At 62.7% G+C, this 17731-nt stretch carries 17 protein-coding genes; 11 read left to right on the forward strand and 6 right to left on the reverse strand.

The window, feature by feature from the left end; genetic code table 11:
• The 4 genes from ACYVHT_RS19850 to ACYVHT_RS19865 all read left to right on the forward strand — a co-directional run.
• On the forward strand, positions 1 to 201 hold a 201-nt coding region (locus tag ACYVHT_RS19850), incomplete at its 5' end, for a hypothetical protein (protein WP_460556185.1).
• Between the two features lie 205 nt (positions 202 to 406).
• A complete protein-coding gene (locus ACYVHT_RS19855) occupies positions 407 to 727 on the forward strand; it encodes a hypothetical protein (protein ID WP_460556188.1) in 321 nt (106 codons plus the stop codon).
• A 166-nt stretch (positions 728 to 893) separates the two neighbouring features.
• Positions 894 to 1304 (forward strand): hypothetical protein, encoded by a 411-nt coding sequence (locus ACYVHT_RS19860; protein WP_460556191.1) that lies wholly within the window; start codon positions 894 to 896, stop codon positions 1302 to 1304.
• Positions 1305 to 1434: 130 nt separating this feature from the next.
• On the forward strand, positions 1435 to 1803 hold the full coding sequence (locus ACYVHT_RS19865) for a hypothetical protein (protein WP_460556194.1): 369 nt from the start codon (positions 1435 to 1437) through the stop codon (positions 1801 to 1803).
• A gap of 82 nt (positions 1804 to 1885) precedes the next feature.
• Here ACYVHT_RS19865 and ACYVHT_RS19870 read toward each other — a convergent pair whose 3' ends face one another.
• Both ACYVHT_RS19870 and ACYVHT_RS19875 read right to left on the reverse strand, forming a co-directional pair.
• Positions 1886 to 3148, reverse strand: coding sequence for a M16 family metallopeptidase (locus ACYVHT_RS19870; RefSeq protein WP_460556197.1), 1263 nt, complete (start codon positions 3146 to 3148; stop codon positions 1886 to 1888).
• A 430-nt stretch (positions 3149 to 3578) separates the two neighbouring features.
• Positions 3579 to 6380: a TonB-dependent receptor plug domain-containing protein gene (locus ACYVHT_RS19875; RefSeq protein WP_460556200.1), complete on the reverse strand. Its 2802-nt coding sequence runs from the start codon at positions 6378 to 6380 to the stop codon at positions 3579 to 3581.
• Between the two features lie 209 nt (positions 6381 to 6589).
• Between ACYVHT_RS19875 and ACYVHT_RS19880 the strand changes: the two genes are divergently transcribed.
• The 4 genes from ACYVHT_RS19880 (at position 6590) to ytxJ (ending at position 10133) form a co-directional block, all read left to right on the forward strand.
• The gene (locus ACYVHT_RS19880) at positions 6590 to 8590 is read left to right on the forward strand and encodes an alpha-ketoacid dehydrogenase subunit alpha/beta (protein WP_460556203.1); all 2001 of its coding nucleotides are present in this window, start codon (positions 6590 to 6592) and stop codon (positions 8588 to 8590) included.
• A 163-nt stretch (positions 8591 to 8753) separates the two neighbouring features.
• On the forward strand, positions 8754 to 9332 hold the full coding sequence (locus ACYVHT_RS19885) for a hypothetical protein (RefSeq protein WP_460556206.1): 579 nt from the start codon (positions 8754 to 8756) through the stop codon (positions 9330 to 9332).
• Positions 9319 to 9702 carry a hypothetical protein gene (locus ACYVHT_RS19890; protein ID WP_460556209.1) on the forward strand — a complete coding sequence of 128 codons (384 nt, stop codon included), beginning with the start codon at positions 9319 to 9321 and terminating at the stop codon, positions 9700 to 9702. The genes ACYVHT_RS19885 and ACYVHT_RS19890 overlap by 14 nt, the downstream gene beginning before the upstream one ends.
• 89 nt (positions 9703 to 9791) lie before the next feature.
• Entirely contained in the window at positions 9792 to 10133 is a 342-nt protein-coding gene (ytxJ, locus tag ACYVHT_RS19895; RefSeq protein ID WP_460556212.1) for a thioredoxin family protein, read from the forward strand.
• A 123-nt stretch (positions 10134 to 10256) separates the two neighbouring features.
• On the opposite strand, the gene ACYVHT_RS19900 is transcribed toward ytxJ, so the two are convergent.
• Positions 10257 to 10664 (reverse strand): OsmC family protein, encoded by a 408-nt coding sequence (locus ACYVHT_RS19900; protein ID WP_460556215.1) that lies wholly within the window; start codon positions 10662 to 10664, stop codon positions 10257 to 10259.
• Between the two features lie 106 nt (positions 10665 to 10770).
• Here ACYVHT_RS19900 and ACYVHT_RS19905 point away from each other — a divergent pair, with 106 nt between their 5' ends.
• Together ACYVHT_RS19905 and lipA are read left to right on the forward strand one after the other, a co-directional pair.
• Entirely contained in the window at positions 10771 to 11583 is an 813-nt protein-coding gene (locus tag ACYVHT_RS19905; RefSeq protein ID WP_460556218.1) for a hypothetical protein, read from the forward strand.
• Between the two features lie 143 nt (positions 11584 to 11726).
• Positions 11727 to 12620 (forward strand): lipoyl synthase, encoded by an 894-nt coding sequence (gene lipA / locus ACYVHT_RS19910; RefSeq protein ID WP_460556221.1) that lies wholly within the window; start codon positions 11727 to 11729, stop codon positions 12618 to 12620.
• A gap of 37 nt (positions 12621 to 12657) precedes the next feature.
• Here lipA and ACYVHT_RS19915 read toward each other — a convergent pair whose 3' ends face one another.
• Positions 12658 to 13323 carry a hypothetical protein gene (locus ACYVHT_RS19915; protein ID WP_460556224.1) on the reverse strand — a complete coding sequence of 222 codons (666 nt, stop codon included), beginning with the start codon at positions 13321 to 13323 and terminating at the stop codon, positions 12658 to 12660.
• Positions 13324 to 13509: 186 nt separating this feature from the next.
• Positions 13510 to 14103 (reverse strand): DUF4136 domain-containing protein, encoded by a 594-nt coding sequence (locus ACYVHT_RS19920; RefSeq protein WP_460556227.1) that lies wholly within the window; start codon positions 14101 to 14103, stop codon positions 13510 to 13512.
• A 302-nt stretch (positions 14104 to 14405) separates the two neighbouring features.
• On the opposite strand from ACYVHT_RS19920, the gene ACYVHT_RS19925 reads away from it, so the two are divergent.
• Positions 14406 to 14642, forward strand: coding sequence for a hypothetical protein (locus ACYVHT_RS19925; RefSeq protein ID WP_460556229.1), 237 nt, complete (start codon positions 14406 to 14408; stop codon positions 14640 to 14642).
• Between the two features lie 79 nt (positions 14643 to 14721).
• Here the strand turns inward: ACYVHT_RS19925 and gcvP are convergent, their stop codons facing one another.
• The gene (gene gcvP / locus ACYVHT_RS19930) at positions 14722 to 17640 is read right to left on the reverse strand and encodes an aminomethyl-transferring glycine dehydrogenase (RefSeq protein ID WP_460556232.1); all 2919 of its coding nucleotides are present in this window, start codon (positions 17638 to 17640) and stop codon (positions 14722 to 14724) included.
• Between the last annotated feature and the right edge of the window lie 91 nt (positions 17641 to 17731).

A 17731-nucleotide genomic window follows, 5' to 3' on the forward strand; every position in this document is an offset into this window, starting at 1 on the left:
GCCCCGACGGCGGCAGCGCCCGCCCCGGCTCCGGCTGCGGCCCCCGCCCCGGCGGCTACCGAAGAAGCCGGCGCCGGCAATGCCGCCGGCGGTGCCGAAACCGCCACGGCCAAAGCGGCTCCCGCTGCCGCCCCCAAAGCCAAAACGACCCCCAAAGCCGCTCCTGCCAAAAAGAAAGCGCCTGAGCCCGCGGGCTGGTAGCCTTATAGTAATAAGCAACAACGAAGGGAAAGCCCGTCCGAATCAGCTGCTGCTGGTCGGACGGGCTTTTTGCTGGGGCAGTGCCGGAACGCACCGCTGCGCATTTCGGCAGCGGCCGGCGACCTATTCCGCGCGTTTAGCGTATGCCGGAAATGCGCCCGTGCTGGCGTTGTCAGCTTTCTCCCACTTCTTCCCCCTTCGCCTTATGTTGTTGCGTTCCGCTTTCTCCGCCCTGCTCCTGCTGGCAACCGTGGCCAGCGCCACTGCCCAGACCACTCCCGCCAGAAAAACCACCACCACCCGCCGCACCACTGCCACCCCCCGCTCTGCCAACTCAACCATGCAAGCCAAGCCGGCCGCCGGCAGCAGCGCCGCAAACGCGACGGACAATGCCGACAGCAAAGGGCAGAACATCTACGCCGCGCCCGGGGAACCCATCAACGTGAGCAACCCGAAGAAAGTAGAGGGCTACAACGGCCCGGCTCCCACCAGGCCGCGCACTGGCACCACGCTCTCGCCGCGCTAGCAGGGAGTTTGTCGATAAAACGGCCCGGTTGGTATGCGTTTTCGCACCGGCCGGGCCGTTTTGCGTGGGCTGGAGCCGGTGAAGTGGAAGTTGGCACGCTTTTCGAATAGTACCCTATTCAGTAATGGAAACCAACTTTTCAACCTCACTGTCAACTTCTTCGGTCATGATTCGCACCTTCCTCACCCTCGCTCTTTCGGTGTTCCTGCTGGCTGAAGCCAGCGCCCAGACCACGCCCGCCGCCAGCAAGAAAGCCACGGCCAAAGCCACCAAGGCAGCTACCCGCAAAGCCAAAAAAGCCCGCCGCGTCGCGCTCAAAACCACGCCGAAGACGACGGTCGTAAACGACGGCTGGCCCGCCCTCGATGCGCCCCAAACGGCCGTGGCCTCGGCCACTACCACCGATGGCGGCTGGCCCGCCGAAACGCCCGCCACTACCTCGCGCGGCGAGCTCGACAACCACAGCATCTCGGCCGCGCCCGGCATGCCGGTGCACGTGCGCACCAGCAACGGCCTCACGCCCTACAGCGTGCGCCCGGCCCGCAAGCCCGCCAGCGACAATACGCTGGGCAACTAATCGCCGGATAGACAAGTAAACAGAACGGTCATGTGCGGGAAGCCCGGCATGGCCGTTCTGCGTTTCGGTACTTGCCGGGCAATTGCCCGGTCGCTCAACTATTTCTCCATCCCCCTCACCTTTTTTCGATATGCTCCGCTACATTTTCGCTGCAATGCTGCTCATGGCTCTTTCGGCCGCCGATGCCAGTGCCCAGACCCGCAAGAAGCTTGCACCTTATTCCAGCCGCAAAACCACCCGGAAACCTGCTGTCAAAATCAACCCGCACACGGGCAAGCCCTACGGCTACGGCGTGTCGCAGGACATCAAGGACGGCACGGCCTACCTGGCGCCCGGCGTGCCCATGCGCAAGCAGGAAGGCTACCGGGCCAACGGCCAGTACAACGACAACCGCACCCCGCGCCCGCGCTACGTGAAGCCCGCCAACAGCAGCCTCAGCCGCGATGCCAACGTGCCGGCCGCCGCCAGCAAAACCAAGGTGAAGAGCAAGGCGAAATAGCGTTGCAAACCCCTGAGGCCCCAAAAGGAACGCCCCGCAACACTGTTGCGGGGCGTTCCTTTTGGGGGCGGCCAGCTGCGCGCTACCCGGCGGCGGCCAGCTCGGGCGTGGCCACGGCTTCGTAGTAGAGCGTGCTGCAGTTTTCGGGGCGCAGCACTAGGTTGGCCATGGCGCGCACGTCGGCTACGGTCACGGCCTGGATGCGCTGGCTTTCGGTATTCACCAGGTTGGCATCGCCCTGCAGCTTGCTGTAGGCCAGGTTGAGGGCGCGGTGCAGCAGGTCGATTTCGCCAAAAACGAGGCTGCTCTCGGCCTGGTTTTTTACTTTCTCCAGCTCGTGGGCGTCCACGTCGGTGGTCAGGAACTCGGCCACCACGGCTTCCACGGCGGCATCGGCTTCTTTGAGGTCCACGCCCTCGTTCAGCTTGCCGCTGATGACAAGCAGGCCGGGGTCGAGCGAGCCGGTGAGCGACGAGGAAATGTTGTTGAACAGGGCCAGCTCCTTCACCAGGCGCTGGTGCAGGCGCGCCGATTTGCCGTGGCCCAGCATGTCGCTGAGCAGGTCCACGGCGTGGTAGCGGGCATCGCCGCGGGCGGGCATGTGGTAGGCCTTGTAGAGTGCCGGCAGGGGCACGGCGGCCCGGGCCGTGAGGTGCCGGGCTTCGGTCTGGGCCGGCTCCTGCGGAAGCTGGCGCTGGTAGGCCGGGCCGCCGGGAATGGGGCCGAACCACTTCTCGGCCAACTGGCGCACGGTGGCCAGGCTGGCCGCGCCGGCCACCACCAGCACGGCGTTCTGCGGGGCGTAGTGCTTCTGGAAAAAGCCGCGCACGTCATCCATCACGGCATTTTCGATGTGCGAAATCTCCTTGCCGATGGTGTTCCACTGGTAGGGGTGGGTGTGGTAGGCAAGGGGCTTGAGCTGCAGCCACACGTCGCCGTAGGGCTGGTTGAGGTAGCTCTGCTTGAACTCTTCCACCACCACTTTGCGCTGCACCTCCAGGCCGTTTTCGGAAAAGGCCAGGTTCAGCATCCGGTCGCTTTCGAGCCAGAAGCCGGTTTCGAGGTTGGCGGCCGGCAGCGAGAGGTAGTAGTTGGTCACGTCGGCCGAGGTGAAGGCGTTGTTTTCGCCGCCCACGCGCTGCAGCGGCTCGTCGTAGCTGGGAATGTTGACCGAGCCCGAGAACATGAGGTGCTCAAACAGGTGCGCGAAGCCGGTGTGCTCGGCGTCCTCATCGCGCGAGCCCACGTCATACATCACGTTGAGCACCGCCATGGGCGTGCTGAAATCTTCGTGCACAATGCAGCGCAGGCCGTTATCGAGGGTGAATTCCTGAAAGTGAATCATGAAACGGGGTATTAAATGTCAGTAAGCGCTAAACAAACGAGCATAGCCTTTTGTGGCGCAAAGGTGTAGAAAAACCGAGTGCTGGCCGTTTCAATGAAAGGCTGTTGGAACACCCAGCCAGACCCGGAGTAAAAGTACGTCAGGGTCCTTGCGGTTACGGATTTCCGCTTGTGCCCGGTTCCACGCGGTCCACCATGTCAACACACTGTAGCTGGGCCGGCGGCCGATATTCGGTAGCGAAAAAGGAATAGTGCTGGGTGCTGGCCGGAGCAAGGCTACTGTTCGGAACCGGAGCTTGGATACCGGCGGCGGCGTTTGGGCCTAGGCAGCGGGACTCAGAAAGCCTAACCAGATGAGCCCACGGAAAAGAGCGAAGGGTGTCATAAAAACATGATGCACCGAGCCTCGCATTCTGCATACAGGTCAGGTGTTAAAATTCGGCTTTCACGCCCAGCAGCCAGGTGCGGGGCACCGGCACGGCGCCGTAGTCGATGCCGGCGGAGGTGGCCGTGTTGCCGCCGCTGCTCACGTTGGGGTCGTAGCCACGGTAGCCAGTCAGCACCACTAAGTTTTGGCCGCCCACCCACACGCTGATGTCCTGGGTTTCGGTTTGGCGCAGGCGGTAGGTGAGGGTGAGGGACGAGAGGCGCACGTTGGCGCCGTTTTCGAGCAGGCGGTCGGCAATGGTAGTCGAAGGGCTGAGAAACGACTGCGAAGAAGCATCGTAAGAGCGGGTGCCGGCCGCTGGGATGGAGGTGTTTGGGTTGGTGCGCGTCCACCGGTCATTTACACTAGTGGCGCTGTTGCTGCTGCCGGTGGGCGAGTCGAGCAGGTCGAGCTGCTGGTTCAGGACCTGGTAGCCAAACATGCCATCTACCTGCGCATCGAGGGCCAGGCGGCCCCGGCGGAGCTGCTGGCTCAGGCTGGCCAATTGCGCCGGAATACCCGTGCCAAGCACACCTTGCGCCAGGAGCGGCGCGTTGCTACTAACCCGCACAAAGCGCCGCACCCCGTTGGCATCCACCCCATCTTGCCGGATGCCGTAGAACGTACCCAGCGGCTGGTTATCGAAGGCTGGGCTCAGCGGCGAAATATCCTGCTGCTCGCGCACCCGGTTGCGGTTGAGACTGCCGGTCAGGCGGGTGGTGCCTTGCAAGCGGCCGCGCTGCCAGTCGGCGGTCAGCGTCACTTCCAAGCCTTGGTTGTGGATAGTAGCTTCGTCAGAAGCGGAGAAATAGGAATAGGTGCCGCCGCTCGTCGATACCGGCACCACTTGGCTGAGCAAGGCGTGGTAGCTGGTGCGCTGGTAGGCCACCAACTGGCCGGTGAGATGGCCATGGCGACGGCCCAGGTGCAGGCCGGCTTCCAGTTGGTCGGCGTAGAGCGGCGACTGGATGCGGGCATTCGGCGGAGTCCCAAAGCCAAAAGACGAGCCCACCAGCAGTGCCGGCCCAAAGAGTGAGTAATTGGCTCCCAGAGTACTGGTGCGGCCCGCGCCCAGCCACAGACGCAGGGCAGTGGGCCGGTCGGCGCGGGCCTGCCAGCTCACTTGGGCGTTGGGGTAGTATTCGGTGCGATTGGCATCGCGGTAGTGAGCGTAACTCAGGCCTGCTTCCACGGTCAGGGCGCTGTCGAGCGTGTAGTGCAGGCGGGCCCAGGGGCGGTGCAGGCGCAGCTCCGCCGCTTGCTCGTAGTAGCCCCAGCTTCGGCCAAAGGTGCCGGAGTCGAACGAGTAATCGGTGCGATTAATCAGGTTGGTGCCTTGGTACTGATAGTCAATTTCGGCCCCAATGGCGTGCCGCGTGCCCAGCTGCTGCTGGTAGCGCAACGCCAGCTGCGCCCCCCACTGGCTGGTGCGGTAAATCTGCGTCGCGTAGTTCTGGCTGATGGGCGGCACGTAGTCGGTGCCGTTGTAGTATGTGAACAGGCGGTTGCTCCCAGCCTCGAGCAAGGTGCGCTGGAAGTTGACCGCCGCGTGGGCCGTCAGGTGCGGCAGTACTTGGTAGTCGGCCGCCAGCTGCGCGAGCAGGCGGCGGGTGCGCGGGGTGCGGTAGGTGTAGTCGGCCACGGCCAATGGGTTGGTCAGCGCCCGCGAAGCGCCATTATTGTTGAAGTTGCCGTAGCCGCTGTACGTGCCATCGGGGTTGCGCACCGGCTGGGTGGGCGGGGCTAGGAGCGCGGCGCGGGTGGCTCCGCCATTGCCCGTGGTGTAGGGCAGTTGCTGGCTGGTCTGGCCTAAGGTAGCCGTGCCGCGCAGGTGCAGGCGCTGGCCCACGCGCTGGTCGAGGGCCAGCCGCAGGCCCAGGCGGGTGAGGTCGGCGTGCTGCAGCACGCCGTTCTGCTTGCGGTAGTCAAAGCTGAGCAGAAAGGCCGTGTTGTTTCGGCCGCCTTCCAGGCTGACGAGGTGCTGCTGCAAGCCAGCGGTGCGGTAGGTTTCGGCCTGCCAGTCGGTGCCCGTGCCCAGGTTGGTGCTGGCAAAGGGAATGGCAGCCGAACCGGCATTTAGCACGGCCTCGTTCGCCACTTGCGCGTACTGCGAAGCATCGAGCAGGGAGTAGCGCTGGCGCACCTGCTGCACGCCCAGGTAGGCCGCGTAGCGCACCCGCAGCGGCCGGTTGGCTTGGCCGGTTCGGGTTTGGATGTTGACCACGCCGTTGGCGGCCAGCGGCCCGTAGCGGGCCACCGCGGCCGGCCCGGCCAACACTTCAATGCTGGCAATGGCATCGGGCGGCAGCAGCTGCAAGGGGCTGGCCCCTGCTTCGGCATTGCGCTCGGCCACAGTGGGCTGGTACGAATAGGTGTTGGAAGGCTCGTAAGGAGCCATGGGAGCCGTAATTCCGTAGCTCTGGCCCGGGGTCAGGTCGTCGTTCAGTGCGGGCAGGCCGTCAATCACATAGAGCGGCTGGGCCAGGCCGGTGGCCACGCTGGCCCCGCGGATGCGCACCACGTTGCCGCTGCCGGGGCTGCCGTCATAGGGCGTCACCTGCACGCCGGCCACGGTGCGCAGCTGGTCCTGAATGGTGAGGAAAGGCCGGGCCGGCTGCTCTTGGCCTTGCAGCCGGAAAGTGCCGGCGGGCGTAGGTGTAGCGGCCAGCGAGTCGGGCCAAGTGCCGCGAAAGTGCGGACGCAATGTGTCGGGAGCAGCCGGTGTAGCCGTGGGAGCTGCTTGCTGGGCTTGAGCAGTAGCCACGACTGCCAGCGCCAGAAAGCCAAGGGGTAAAAGTCGAATCATGAGCAAAAATGGAAAAGAAGGATTGCGAAGATAGATGCCGCGCATGCCCTCATTGCACATGGGTTGCGGGGGGCGTGCTGCGATGCGCCGCCTAATGCAGAACGAACTGCATCGGCACTGGAAAAGGAAGTCGGGACGCCGCCGCATATAACCGCATACAGCCGCTGCCGCCGTTACCTTTGCCCTTCCCAACCCACCCCTTTTGCCCCATGACCCCCGTCGCCACCGCCCTGCAATTCGACCGCCAGGACCTCTCCAACGAAACCCTGCTGCACCTCTACCAGCACCTGCTCCGCCCGCGGCTGATTGAGGAAAAAATGCTGATTCTGCTGCGCCAGGGCAAGGTGAGCAAGTGGTTTTCGGGCATCGGCCAGGAAGCCATTTCGGTGGGCAGCACCCTGGCCCTGGAGGCCGACGAGTACATCCTCCCGCTGCACCGCAACCTGGGCGTGTTCACGGGCCGCGAGGTGCCGCTGGGCCGCCTGTTTGCGCAGTGGCAGGGCAAGCGCACCGGCTACACCAAGGGCCGCGACCGCAGCTTCCACTTCGGCACCAACGAGCACAACATCGTGGGCATGATTTCGCACCTCGGCCCGCAGCTGGCCGTGGCCGGCGGCATTGCCCTGGCCGATTTGCTCGACAAAAAGCCCAAAGTGACCCTGACCTACAGCGGCGACGGCGGCGCCTCGGAAGGCGACTTCCACGAGGCCCTGAACGTGGCCGCCGTGTGGCAGCTGCCGGTCATTTTCATGATTGAAAACAACGGCTACGGCCTCAGCACGCCCAGCAACGAGCAGTTCCGCTTCAAGTCCTTCGTCGATAAGGGCCCCGCCTACGGCATGGAAGCCGTGCAGGTGGACGGCAACAACGTGCTCGAAGTGTACACCACCGTGAAACGCCTGGCCGAAGACCTGCGCCAGAACCCGCGCCCTGTGTTGGTCGAAGCTCTCACGTTCCGGATGCGCGGCCACGAAGAGGCCAGCGGCACCAAGTACGTGCCCCAGAGCCTGATGGAAGAGTGGGCCGCCAAAGACCCCGTCGAAAACTACGAGAAGTGGCTGCTGGCCGAAGGCATCCTCACCGAAACCGCCAGGCACGGCATCCGCGAGAAAATCAAAGCTGCCATTGAGGCCGGCCTCCAGGAAGCCGACGCCGAGCCCATGCCTACGGCTGATATCCAAGAGGAAATAGCCGACATGTACCAGCCCTTCAACGCGCCCGTGACGGATGCGCCGAAGGACGGCCCGGCTCCCGAAAAACGCTTCATCGACGCCATTTCCGAAGGCATGAAGCAGAGCATGGAGCGCTACCCGGAGCTGGTGCTCATGGGCCAGGACATTGCCGACTACGGCGGCGTGTTCAAAATCACGGAAGGCTTTGTGGCCGAATTCGGCAAGGCGCGGGTGCGCAATACGCCGTTGTGCGAGTCGGCCATTGTGGGCATCGGCCTGGGGCTGAGCATCAAGCGCAAAAAGGCCATGGTTGAGATGCAGTTTGCCGATTTCGTGACCTGCGGCTTCAACCAGATTGTGAACAACCTGGCCAAGAGCCACTACCGCTGGGGCCAGAACGCCGACGTGGTGGTGCGCATGCCCACCGGCGCGGGCTCGGCCGCCGGTCCGTTTCACAGCCAGAGCAACGAGGCGTGGTTCACGCACACGCCCGGCCTGAAAGTGGTGTACCCCAGCAACCCGCACGACGCCAAAGGCCTGCTCTGCGCCGCCTTCGAAGACCCCAACCCGGTGCTGTATTTCGAACACAAGATGCTGTACCGCAGCCTCACCGGCCCGGTGCCGGAGGCGTATTACACCACGCCCATCGGGCAGGCCGCGCTGGCGGCGCAGGGCGACGAGCTGAGCATCATCACCTACGGCATGGGCGTGCGCTGGGCCCTGCAGGTGTGCCAGGACCTGGGCGTGTCGGCCGACATTCTGGACCTGCGCACCCTGCTGCCCTGGGACCAGGAGGCCGTGCGCAAAACGGTGGCGAAAAATGGCCGCGTCCTCATTCTGCACGAAGACACGATGACGGGCGGCATCGGCGGCGAAATCGCGGCCTGGATTGGCGAAAACTGCTTCGAGCACCTCGATGCGCCCGTGCGCCGCGTGGCTTCGCTCGATACCGCCATCCCGTTTGCGCCGCCGCTGGAGGCGGCTTTTCTGCCCCAGCAGCGCCTGCGCGAGCAGGTGCAGGCCCTGCGCAATTATTAGAATGATTGCGGGCTTAAAATGGCTGTCATCCTGAGCTTGCGAAGGACCTGCTGACGTAAGAACAATTAGCCGTAATTTTAAAGCAGCGCGGACGTGAGCAGGTCCTTCGCAAGCTCAGGAGGACAACGATTTTGAACGGACCATTAACAACTAAACCCCGCCGGTGAAACACAGTCTACCTTCCGTTGTTTTTCGGTCTTTGCTGGGCGTGCTGTTGGCGGTGGCGCTGGGCGGCTGCAGCTTGTGGCATAAGGTGCACCATCCGTACCGGCTGCCCACGCCCAAGCCCTCGCCGGAGTATTTGGCAGAGCTGAAAAAGAAGAAGGAGCAGGAAAAGCTGCGCAACGACCTGGCCAAGTCGGCGGCTTCGGCCAAGAAAAAGTCGGGCGGCGGCACCGAAGAAGCGGCCACCGATGTTTCGATGCCCAGCAACGGCGACGGGGCCTCGGCCAGCAATAACTCGTCCGACATCAAAAGCAGCGTGTACCCGGAGCGCTCCACGGTGAAGTACGACAAGCACCAGATGATGAAGAAGCCGAAGCTGATGCGTCGGCGGCGCCACAACAAAGGAGGCAAAGGCTTCCATCCCATCGAGTCTATCCGCAACTTCTTCAAATATGGCCTTCACAAAAAACCAGACTACAGCCCCGACCACCGGCCGGCGCCCAAGCAGCCCAAAGACGCTTCGGAGGAACTGCCCGACGAGCCCATGCCCACGCCCGCGCCTGATGGCAAGCCGTAGCGCGCTGCTGCTTGTGCTGATGGCCGTGCTGGGCCTGCTGAGCGGCCCGCTGGCCCACGGCCAGATTGTGAAGGAGAAGCCCGGCAAAATAAAAGCCGCCAACCGCCGCGCCCTGCGCGAAGCCAGGAAAACCGATTCGCCCTACAAGGACAGCCACCTCGACGTAACCCGCGACCAGCTCAAGCGCGGCCAGAGCGCCCAGCCGCCTGCCGAAGCCAGCAAAGCCGTGGACTACAAAAAAGGCACCGCGCCCAACGTGAAGCCGCCAGGCTTCCTGGGCCTGCGCCGCGACAAAACCACCACCCTCGTGCGCAAGGAGCAGCGCCAGAAAAGCCGCCGGCCAGAGCTGAGCGCCGGAAAAAATGACTAGCCGTCGGGGAATCAAGTAGCCGGAAAACTGTTATACCTGATATCCACGTATTCCGGCGTCCATCCCTTTCGTTTTTAACCCCTTCCCCGATGTCCACTCCCTGGCTTCCCCTCACCCAACCCGAACAGATTACCGACCTCGCCCAGGCCTCGCACGAGCAGCCGGTGCTCATTTTCAAGCACAGCACCACCTGCTCCATCAGCGCGGCGGCCAAAGGCAAGATTGAGCGCCAATGGGCCGACAGCGGCCTCGAGCTGCCCATCTATTACCTTGATTTGCTGCGCTTCCGCCCGCTATCGGCCCAGGTTGCCGAGCAGTTCGGCATCCGCCACGAGTCGCCGCAGCTTCTGCTTATTCAGGACGGCGAGTGCACCTACGACGCTTCCCACATGGGCATTCGCCTGGCCGATGTGAAAACGGCCGTGAAGTAAACCAGTCATGCAGAGCCACCGGCCATCGTGAGCGCAGCGAAGAACCTTGTCAGGCCTGAACAATTTTCGTTCGGCAGGAACAAGGTCCTTCGCTGCGCTCAGCATGACCGGGGCCTGGGCTGCTTACTTATACTCAAACACTACATTCTGCACCAAATCGGGGTGCAGGCTCAGCGAAACCGGGCAGGTGTGGGCCACGCGCTCCAGCAGGGCACGCTCGTTGGGCGCCAGCGCGGCGGGCATCACAATCGTCACGTCAATCTGCACAATGCGGCGCGGGCCTTCGGTACTCATGTGCTTGGTCACGTCGAAGGTGCAGCTGGTCAGGTCCCAGTTGTGGCGCTCGGCCACAATGGCCATCGTGGTCACGATGCAGGCCCCGAGGGCGGTGCTCACCAGGTCGGTGGGCGAGAAAGCTTCGCCGCGGCCGTGGTTGTCCACGGGGGCATCGGTCTGAATAGTGGTGCCCGAGGCCACGTGCGTGGCTTCGGTGCGGAGGTGGCCGGCATAGCGGGCGGTGGCGGTGCTCATTGAGTCAGGGAGTTACCTTTACAAAGTTGTTTTTCTTTAGCTAATTTACGTATTACGTGGTGCGCCGCGCCGGTGGCGGTGGGGCAGGCCTTACTTCTGGTTAATTATGCAGCGCTCTGTTTTTCGCTTCTCAAGCTTGCTGGTGGCCGGTTTGCTCGCTGGGGCCACCGCCCACGCCCAGGCGCCAGCACGGCCCGCGGCCGTGCCCGATGCGCCCTCAGACGAGCAGTCCTTTCGCAAGGAATTTGTCTTCGGCATCAACTTCAACACCCAGGGCGGCCTCATCGGCGGGGCCTCCGTGCGTTCGTCGCGGGTGCTCGACGACCGGCTGCTGCGCTTCTGGAGCCTCGAAGGCGTGATGCTGAAAAACATCAGCAAGGAAGACCGCATCACCACGCTGGTGGGCGGCACCTACATCGACCAGAAAACCAACTACGCCTTCGTGCTGCGGCCGTCGTTTGGCTTTCAGCGCATCCTGTTTCGCAAGGCGGCCGATGCCGGGGTGCAGGTAAACGGCCTGCTGAGCGCGGGCCCGTCGTTGGGCCTGCTCATGCCCTACTACATCACTTACGACCGCACGGCCCCCGTGACGCAAGTCATCAACCTCTCGACCGATGACATTGTGAATGAGCAGTATGACCCGCGCAAGCACGTATATCCGGCCGCTATTCTCGACCATGGCCCGCTGTTCAGCGGCATTGGCCAGACGCAGGTGGTGCCCGGCTTTCACTTTCGCGGGGGCCTCAGCTTCGAGTACGGGCGCTACCGCGATGCCGTCACGGGCCTGGAGGCAGGGTTCCTGGTCGAAGCCTTCACGAAGAAAATGGTTATCCTGAGTCCTTACTCCGAAACCGATAACCTGAACCGTCAGTTCTTCCCCTCGGTGTACCTGACGCTGTATTTCGGGCACCGCTCGTAATGAACAATGAGTTCTGAATTGTGAACGATGGGTTTAGGCCAATAGAGCACCGCGGGACATTTCATCAGTAATTTTGTTGTGCTCAGGTTTTAATTCAGATTGAGGAAATTCATAACGCATAGTTTATAATTCGTAATTGATTTATGATTGATTTGCCGGTTATCCAGCCCGAAACGGCCGCCCCCGCCCGCCCCCGCAAGCCCGACTGGCTGCGTGTGAAGCTGCCCGTGGGCGAAGAGTACGCCGCCGTGCGCCGCCTCGTGGACGAGCACAAGCTGCACACCATCTGCGAGAGCGGCAACTGCCCCAACATGGGCGAGTGCTGGGGCGCCGGCACGGCCACGTTCATGATTCTGGGCAACATCTGCACCCGCTCGTGCTCGTTCTGCGCCGTGGCCACCGGCCGCCCCACCGAATACGACCTCGACGAGCCCCGCCGCGTGGCCGAAGCCATTGCCCTCATGAAAGTGAAGCACGCCGTCATCACCTCGGTGAACCGCGACGAGCTAAAGGACCGGGGCGCCAGCGTGTGGCGCGACACCGTGGTGCTCACCAAGCAGCTCTCGCCCGGCACCACCATCGAAACCCTGATTCCAGACGTGAAAGCCAACTGGGACGCGCTGGAGGTGATGATTTCGGGCGGCCAGGAAGTGATTTCGCACAACATCGAAACCGTGGGCAGCCTCTACCGCCTCGTGCGCCCGCAGGCCCGCTACGACCGCAGCCTGGAGCAAATCCGGCGCACCAAGCTGGCCGGCCACCGCACCAAGTCGGGCATCATGCTGGGCCTCGGCGAGAAGCCCGACGAGTTGTACCAGGCCATGGATGACCTCGTGGCCAACGGCCTCGACATTCTCACCCTGGGCCAATACCTGCAGCCCACCAAGCGCCACCTCGACGTGGCCGAGTTCATCACCCCCGACCAATTTGCCCACTACAAGGAAGAAGGCCTGCGCCGCGGCCTGAAATACGTGGAAAGCGGCCCGCTGGTGCGCAGCTCCTACCACGCCGAGCGCCACGTAAACGTGCCGGTGTAAGCTTACCGAATCGATTCTAACAAAAAAGCCCGGCCGACTAATTGGCTGGGCTTTTCTGTTGATTTGCTGTGAGTCGCTCTTCCTCGCGTTTGTACGTGAGGTAGTAGAAATCATCAGTATTTACGAACACCAAAGCAACCCGTGTACCCATAGGTGCCAGGGCCACGTTGCGGCGCACTGCCCGGATGAGTCGGCGGCTTTGCCGCGTCATGAAGCGACTCCAATGCACCACTACAGTATAGTGGGCGGCGGGCATCGGCGTTGGCAGGCCTGCGGTGTACACGTGCCGCAAATGCTCTGCCAACGACAGGGCTGAGTCGCGCGGGGCCTGCTGAGCCGGCGGAAACTGCGCCATGCTGCCTGCTCTCTCCCAGTTCAGATTGGGAAAGCCACCAGCGTAGCAGTTGATGTGGAAAGACTGCTGCCGGCCCGCCGCATCATAGTACACGGCCTGCAGAAACTGCCAGTGATTTTTGGCTGCGCTGGAGTCTCGCCGGTGCATCCGACGTAGCACACGCCGAAAGCTGGTATCAAGCACCGCGTTGCAGCTGCCTGCCGGGATGCCGTAGGCTTCAGCCAGTTTAGGTAAGCAGTTTTCTTCCAGTGGTTTAGGCTGGCGAATGCCGTAAATGCCCGTAAAAACAGCCTGGCAACTGCTCAGTAGCAGGCTGACCGCCAGAAGAATAAAGTGGAAAGTATGCACAGCAGGATTTAGAGCGGTTTTCAGTTCCGTGTACACGTAGCGCGAACTACAAAGTTCGCGCTGCAGTCGAGCGGCACCAGCAACGGTGCACGGACCTGAAAACCGCTCTAAAAGGAGCGCACGAAAAAGCCTCTTCCACCGGAAGAGGCTTTGGGGAAAGCAATAAGTTGCAAGCCGCCTGTGGTACTACCGCCGGGCGTTGTTGTCCTGCGGCGGGTAGGTGCTCAGAATACCGTTGACGATGCGGTGGGTTTCGGCCTCGTCGATGGTGTTCTGGTTGACCTGGGCCTGGCCGGTGCCGCGCCAGGCCAGCTCTTTGCGCTTGGCGTCGATGATGTCAATCACCACGGTACCGGCCTTGTACTGCGTCACGGGGGCGTAGCTGCGGCCATAGTAGCCGTAGCCATAGCCGTAGGGGTAGCCCAGGCCGTTATAGTAGGGCGATACCTGCTGCTTGTCTTCGACGCGGGCGCTGTAGGCCACGTAGATGTCGGGCGAGGAGGTTACCTCGGTCAGGCCCTTGGCTGCCATTTCGGCGGCTACCGATGCGCGCATTCGCTTATCCAGAAAAGACTCATAGCCTTTCGCCGGGCCACCTTCAACATCCTTGGGCTGCTGCGGGTACCAGGCCCAGGTTTTGAAGGCGCGGAAGTTTACGGCATGGTCAAAATCGTTGGTGACGCCCACGCGCGAGGCGGCGGTGCAACCGCTCAGGAGCAGAACAAGGCTGGCGGCTACCAGCGTAGCAGGACCAGCCAGAAAACGGGTGATGCGATTCATATAAAGCAAAAAAAGACAGGGTGATAGGAGGGCCTGAAACAATGGCGTGGTGGAAGAGCCAGAATGGTTTCGGAGGCTATGATGCTAACGAAAAACGACAGCCCGTCGTTCATCTTTTGGTCGGCCGAAGTAGGAATTTAAGCGACTACTTTCCGGGGGGCGGGGCTTGAGATAACCGGATTTTATCCTACCTTACCCCCGAATTCCCACTATACATTTTTGTTCGCTCAATGAAAAGCACTGCCCTTTTGGTTTTGTCAATCGCCAGCCTGCTTACCGCCTGCTCCTCATCGCGTGACGAAATGCGCAAACCAATTGGCAACCATGCGCCGGTGGCGCACAACACTATTGTGGATTGCCCCGTGTACGACGGCATGACCAAAACCTCAGCCATCCTCTCGCAAACCACCGCCGGCAACGAGGTTCAGGTGACCGATACCATCAACGCTTACTTCGTCCGCGTCCGGCTGGAGAAGAACGGCCAGACCCTGACCGGCTACATGGACCGCCGCTGCTTCGGCGAGCGGGGCAGTAAATAGGTTAAGAGTCAGGAGTTAAGCGTCAAAAAGGCCCGTCTGAAATGTCAGACGGGCCTTTTTGACGCTTAACTCCTGACTCTTAATACGACGGGCCTTTGTCGGCTTGCACGAGATGCTCTTCCTGGTCGGCGTATTCCTCAATGGGCGTGCAGCTGCAAATCAGGTTGCGGTCGCCGTAGGCCGAGTCGATGCGGGCCACGGCGGGCCAGAACTTGTTGGCGCGCACGTACTCCATGGGGTACACGGCTTTTTCGCGGGTGTAGGGGCGGGTCCACTCGTGCACGAGAACGGTGGCGGCGGTGTGGGGCGCGTGCTTGAGCACGTTCTCCTTGGCGTCGGCCTTGCCGGACTCTACTTCGGCAATTTCCTTGCGAATGGAAATCATGGCGTCGCAGAAGCGGTCAAGCTCGGCTTTGCTTTCGCTTTCGGTGGGCTCAATCATGAGCGTGCCGGCTACGGGGAAGCTCACCGTAGGCGCGTGGAACCCATAGTCCATCAGGCGCTTGGCAATGTCTTCGACCTCGATGCCGGCCTTCTTGAAGTGGCGGCATTCCAGAATCATCTCGTGGGCGCAGCGGCCGTGGCTGCCGGTGTAGAGCACAGGGTAGTGCGGTTCGAGGCGCGCCTTGATGTAGTTGGCGTTGAGGATGGCGGTTTCGGTAGCGCGCTGCAGGCCGTCGCCGCCCATCATCGAGATGTAGGCGTAGCTGATGGGCAGAATGCTGGCCGAACCCCACGGCGCGGCCGATACCGAGCCGTGGTCGCGGCCCTCGACGGGCACCACGGCGTGGCCGGGCAGGTAGGGCACGAGGTCCTCCACCACGCCGATGGGGCCCACGCCGGGGCCGCCGCCGCCGTGCGGGATGCAGAAGGTTTTGTGCAGGTTGAGGTGGCACACGTCGGCCCCGATGGTGGCGGGGGAGGTGAGGCCCACCTGGGCATTCATATTGGCGCCGTCCATGTACACGCGGCCGCCGTGGTGGTGGATGGTCTGGCAGATGTCCACAATGGTTTCCTCGTACACGCCGTGCGTGCTGGGGTAGGTCACCATCAGGCAGCTCAGGTTGGCGGCGTACTGCTCGGCCTTGGCCTTGAGGTCGGCCACGTCGATGTTGCCGTCTTCGGTGCTTTTCACCACCACTACCTGCATGCCGGCCATCACGGCCGAAGCGGGGTTGGTGCCGTGGGCCGAGGCCGGAATCAGGGCCACGTTGCGGTGGTGGTCGCCGCGCGCGTCGTGGTAGCCTTTGATGGCCAGCAGGCCGGCGTATTCGCCCTGCGCGCCCGAGTTGGGCTGCAGGCTCACGGCCGCGAAGCCGGTCACCTCACACAGCCAGGCTTGCAGGTCCGAGAAAATCTGCTCGTAGCCCTTGGCCTGCTCAATGGGGGCGAAGGGGTGCAGGCCGCCGATTTCGGGCCAGGTCACCGGAATCATCTCGGCGGTGGCGTTCAGCTTCATGGTGCAGGAGCCGAGCGCAATCATGGAGTGAGCGAGGCTCAAGTCCTTGTTTTCGAGCTGCTTCATGTAGCGCAGCATCTCGTGCTCGGCGTGGTGCGTGTTGAAGACGGGGTGCGTGAGGTACTCGCTGCTGCGCACCAGGGCGGCGGGCAGGCGCAGGTCGTCGGCTTCGATTTCTTCGGCCAGCTGGTCGGCCTCCTTGCCCAGCACTTTGGCGAAGACGTCCAGAATGTCGGCCACGTCGTGCAGCTCGGTGTTCTGGTTCAGCGAGATGCCCACGCGCACCTCGTCGAAGTAGCGGAAGTTGAGGCGGGCGGCTTCGGCCTCTTTCCTGAGGGCTTGCTGCATCTCGGTGCTTTCGAGGCGCAGGTTCAGGGTGTCGAAGTAGAACTCGTTGGTTTGCTCCACGCCCAGCTTCTTCAGGCCGGCTTCCAGGGTCTGGGCCAGCAGGTGGGTGTTGGTGGCAAACTGCTGGAGGCGCTGCGGGCCGTGGTACACGGCGTACATGCCGGCCAGCACGCTCAGCAGCACCTGGGCGGTGCAGATGTTGCTGGTGGCTTTTTCGCGGCGGATGTGCTGCTCGCGGGTTTGCAGGGCCATGCGGTAGGCCTTGTTGCCGGCGGCGTCTACGCTCTGGCCGATGAGGCGGCCGGGAATCACGCGCTTGAACTGCTCTTTGCAGGAGAAGAAGCCGGCGTGCGGGCCGCCGTAGCCCATCGGCACGCCGAAGCGCTGCGAGTTGCCCACACACACATCAGCGCCCAGCTCACCGGGCGAGGTGAGGAGCGTGAGGGCCAGCAAATCGGCGGCCATCACCACGAAAACGTTGTTTTTCTGCGCGTCGGCGATGAAGGCTGAGTAGTCGAATACCTCGCCATCGGCGGCGGGATATTGCACCATGGCCCCGAAGAAGCCCTCATTGCTGAGGTCCACCTGGCGGTGGTCGCCCACCACCAGCTCGATGCCGACCGGCGTGGCGCGGGTGCGCAGCAGGTCGATGGTCTGGGGCAGCACCTGCTCCGACACGAAGTACTGGTTGGCGCCTTTTTTCTTGGTCTGGCTGTGCAGCATGTGCATGGCCTCGGCGGCGGCGGTGCCTTCGTCGAGCAGGCTGGCGTTGGCGATTTCGAGGCCGGTGAGGTCAATGACCACGGTCTGGTAATTGATGAGGGCTTCGAGGCGGCCCTGAGCAATTTCGGCCTGGTAGGGCGTGTAGGCGGTGTACCAGCCCGGGTTTTCCAGAATGTTGCGCTGGATGACGGGGGGCAGGGTGGTGTCGTGGTAGCCGAGGCCGATGTAGGACTTGAAGACCTGGTTCTGGCTGGCAATCTGCTTGAATTTCGCCAAAAAAGCCCGTTCGCTGAGGGCGGCGGGCAAGTCGAGGGGCTTTTTCAGGCGGATGGCGGGCGGCACAGTTTCAGCAATCAGCTGCTCAATGCTCTCGACTCCGATGGTGCGGAGCATGGCGGCCTGGGCGTCGGTGCCGGGCGCATTGTGGCGGGCCTCAAAAACATCGACTGGCGAGAATTTCAACGACATAAACACAAAAAAAAGATGGGGGAGGGGGCTGGTATTCCGGGACAACAAAGGTACGGTCGAAAGGATTGCCACCGGTAGGATTTGCCCGGCA

The organism is Hymenobacter daeguensis (genome assembly GCF_054780555.1).

What these genes read in the sequence shown, in the direction of transcription:
- ACYVHT_RS19870 (WP_460556197.1), bottom strand. Translation starts at nt 3,148, where the DNA reads ATGATTCACTTTCAGGAATTCACCCTCGATAACGGCCTGCGCTGCATT.
- ACYVHT_RS19905 (WP_460556218.1), top strand. Translation starts at nt 10,771, where the DNA reads ATGCAGCGCTCTGTTTTTCGCTTCTCAAGCTTGCTGGTGGCCGGTTTG.
- ACYVHT_RS19865 (WP_460556194.1), top strand. Translation starts at nt 1,435, where the DNA reads ATGCTCCGCTACATTTTCGCTGCAATGCTGCTCATGGCTCTTTCGGCC.
- ACYVHT_RS19875 (WP_460556200.1), bottom strand. Translation starts at nt 6,380, where the DNA reads ATGATTCGACTTTTACCCCTTGGCTTTCTGGCGCTGGCAGTCGTGGCT.
- gcvP (WP_460556232.1), bottom strand. Translation starts at nt 17,640, where the DNA reads ATGTCGTTGAAATTCTCGCCAGTCGATGTTTTTGAGGCCCGCCACAAT.
- ytxJ (WP_460556212.1), top strand. Translation starts at nt 9,792, where the DNA reads ATGTCCACTCCCTGGCTTCCCCTCACCCAACCCGAACAGATTACCGAC.
- ACYVHT_RS19880 (WP_460556203.1), top strand. Translation starts at nt 6,590, where the DNA reads ATGACCCCCGTCGCCACCGCCCTGCAATTCGACCGCCAGGACCTCTCC.
- lipA (WP_460556221.1), top strand. Translation starts at nt 11,727, where the DNA reads ATGATTGATTTGCCGGTTATCCAGCCCGAAACGGCCGCCCCCGCCCGC.
- ACYVHT_RS19890 (WP_460556209.1), top strand. Translation starts at nt 9,319, where the DNA reads ATGGCAAGCCGTAGCGCGCTGCTGCTTGTGCTGATGGCCGTGCTGGGC.
- ACYVHT_RS19925 (WP_460556229.1), top strand. Translation starts at nt 14,406, where the DNA reads ATGCGCAAACCAATTGGCAACCATGCGCCGGTGGCGCACAACACTATT.
- ACYVHT_RS19920 (WP_460556227.1), bottom strand. Translation starts at nt 14,103, where the DNA reads ATGAATCGCATCACCCGTTTTCTGGCTGGTCCTGCTACGCTGGTAGCC.
- ACYVHT_RS19900 (WP_460556215.1), bottom strand. Translation starts at nt 10,664, where the DNA reads ATGAGCACCGCCACCGCCCGCTATGCCGGCCACCTCCGCACCGAAGCC.
- ACYVHT_RS19860 (WP_460556191.1), top strand. Translation starts at nt 894, where the DNA reads ATGATTCGCACCTTCCTCACCCTCGCTCTTTCGGTGTTCCTGCTGGCT.
- ACYVHT_RS19855 (WP_460556188.1), top strand. Translation starts at nt 407, where the DNA reads ATGTTGTTGCGTTCCGCTTTCTCCGCCCTGCTCCTGCTGGCAACCGTG.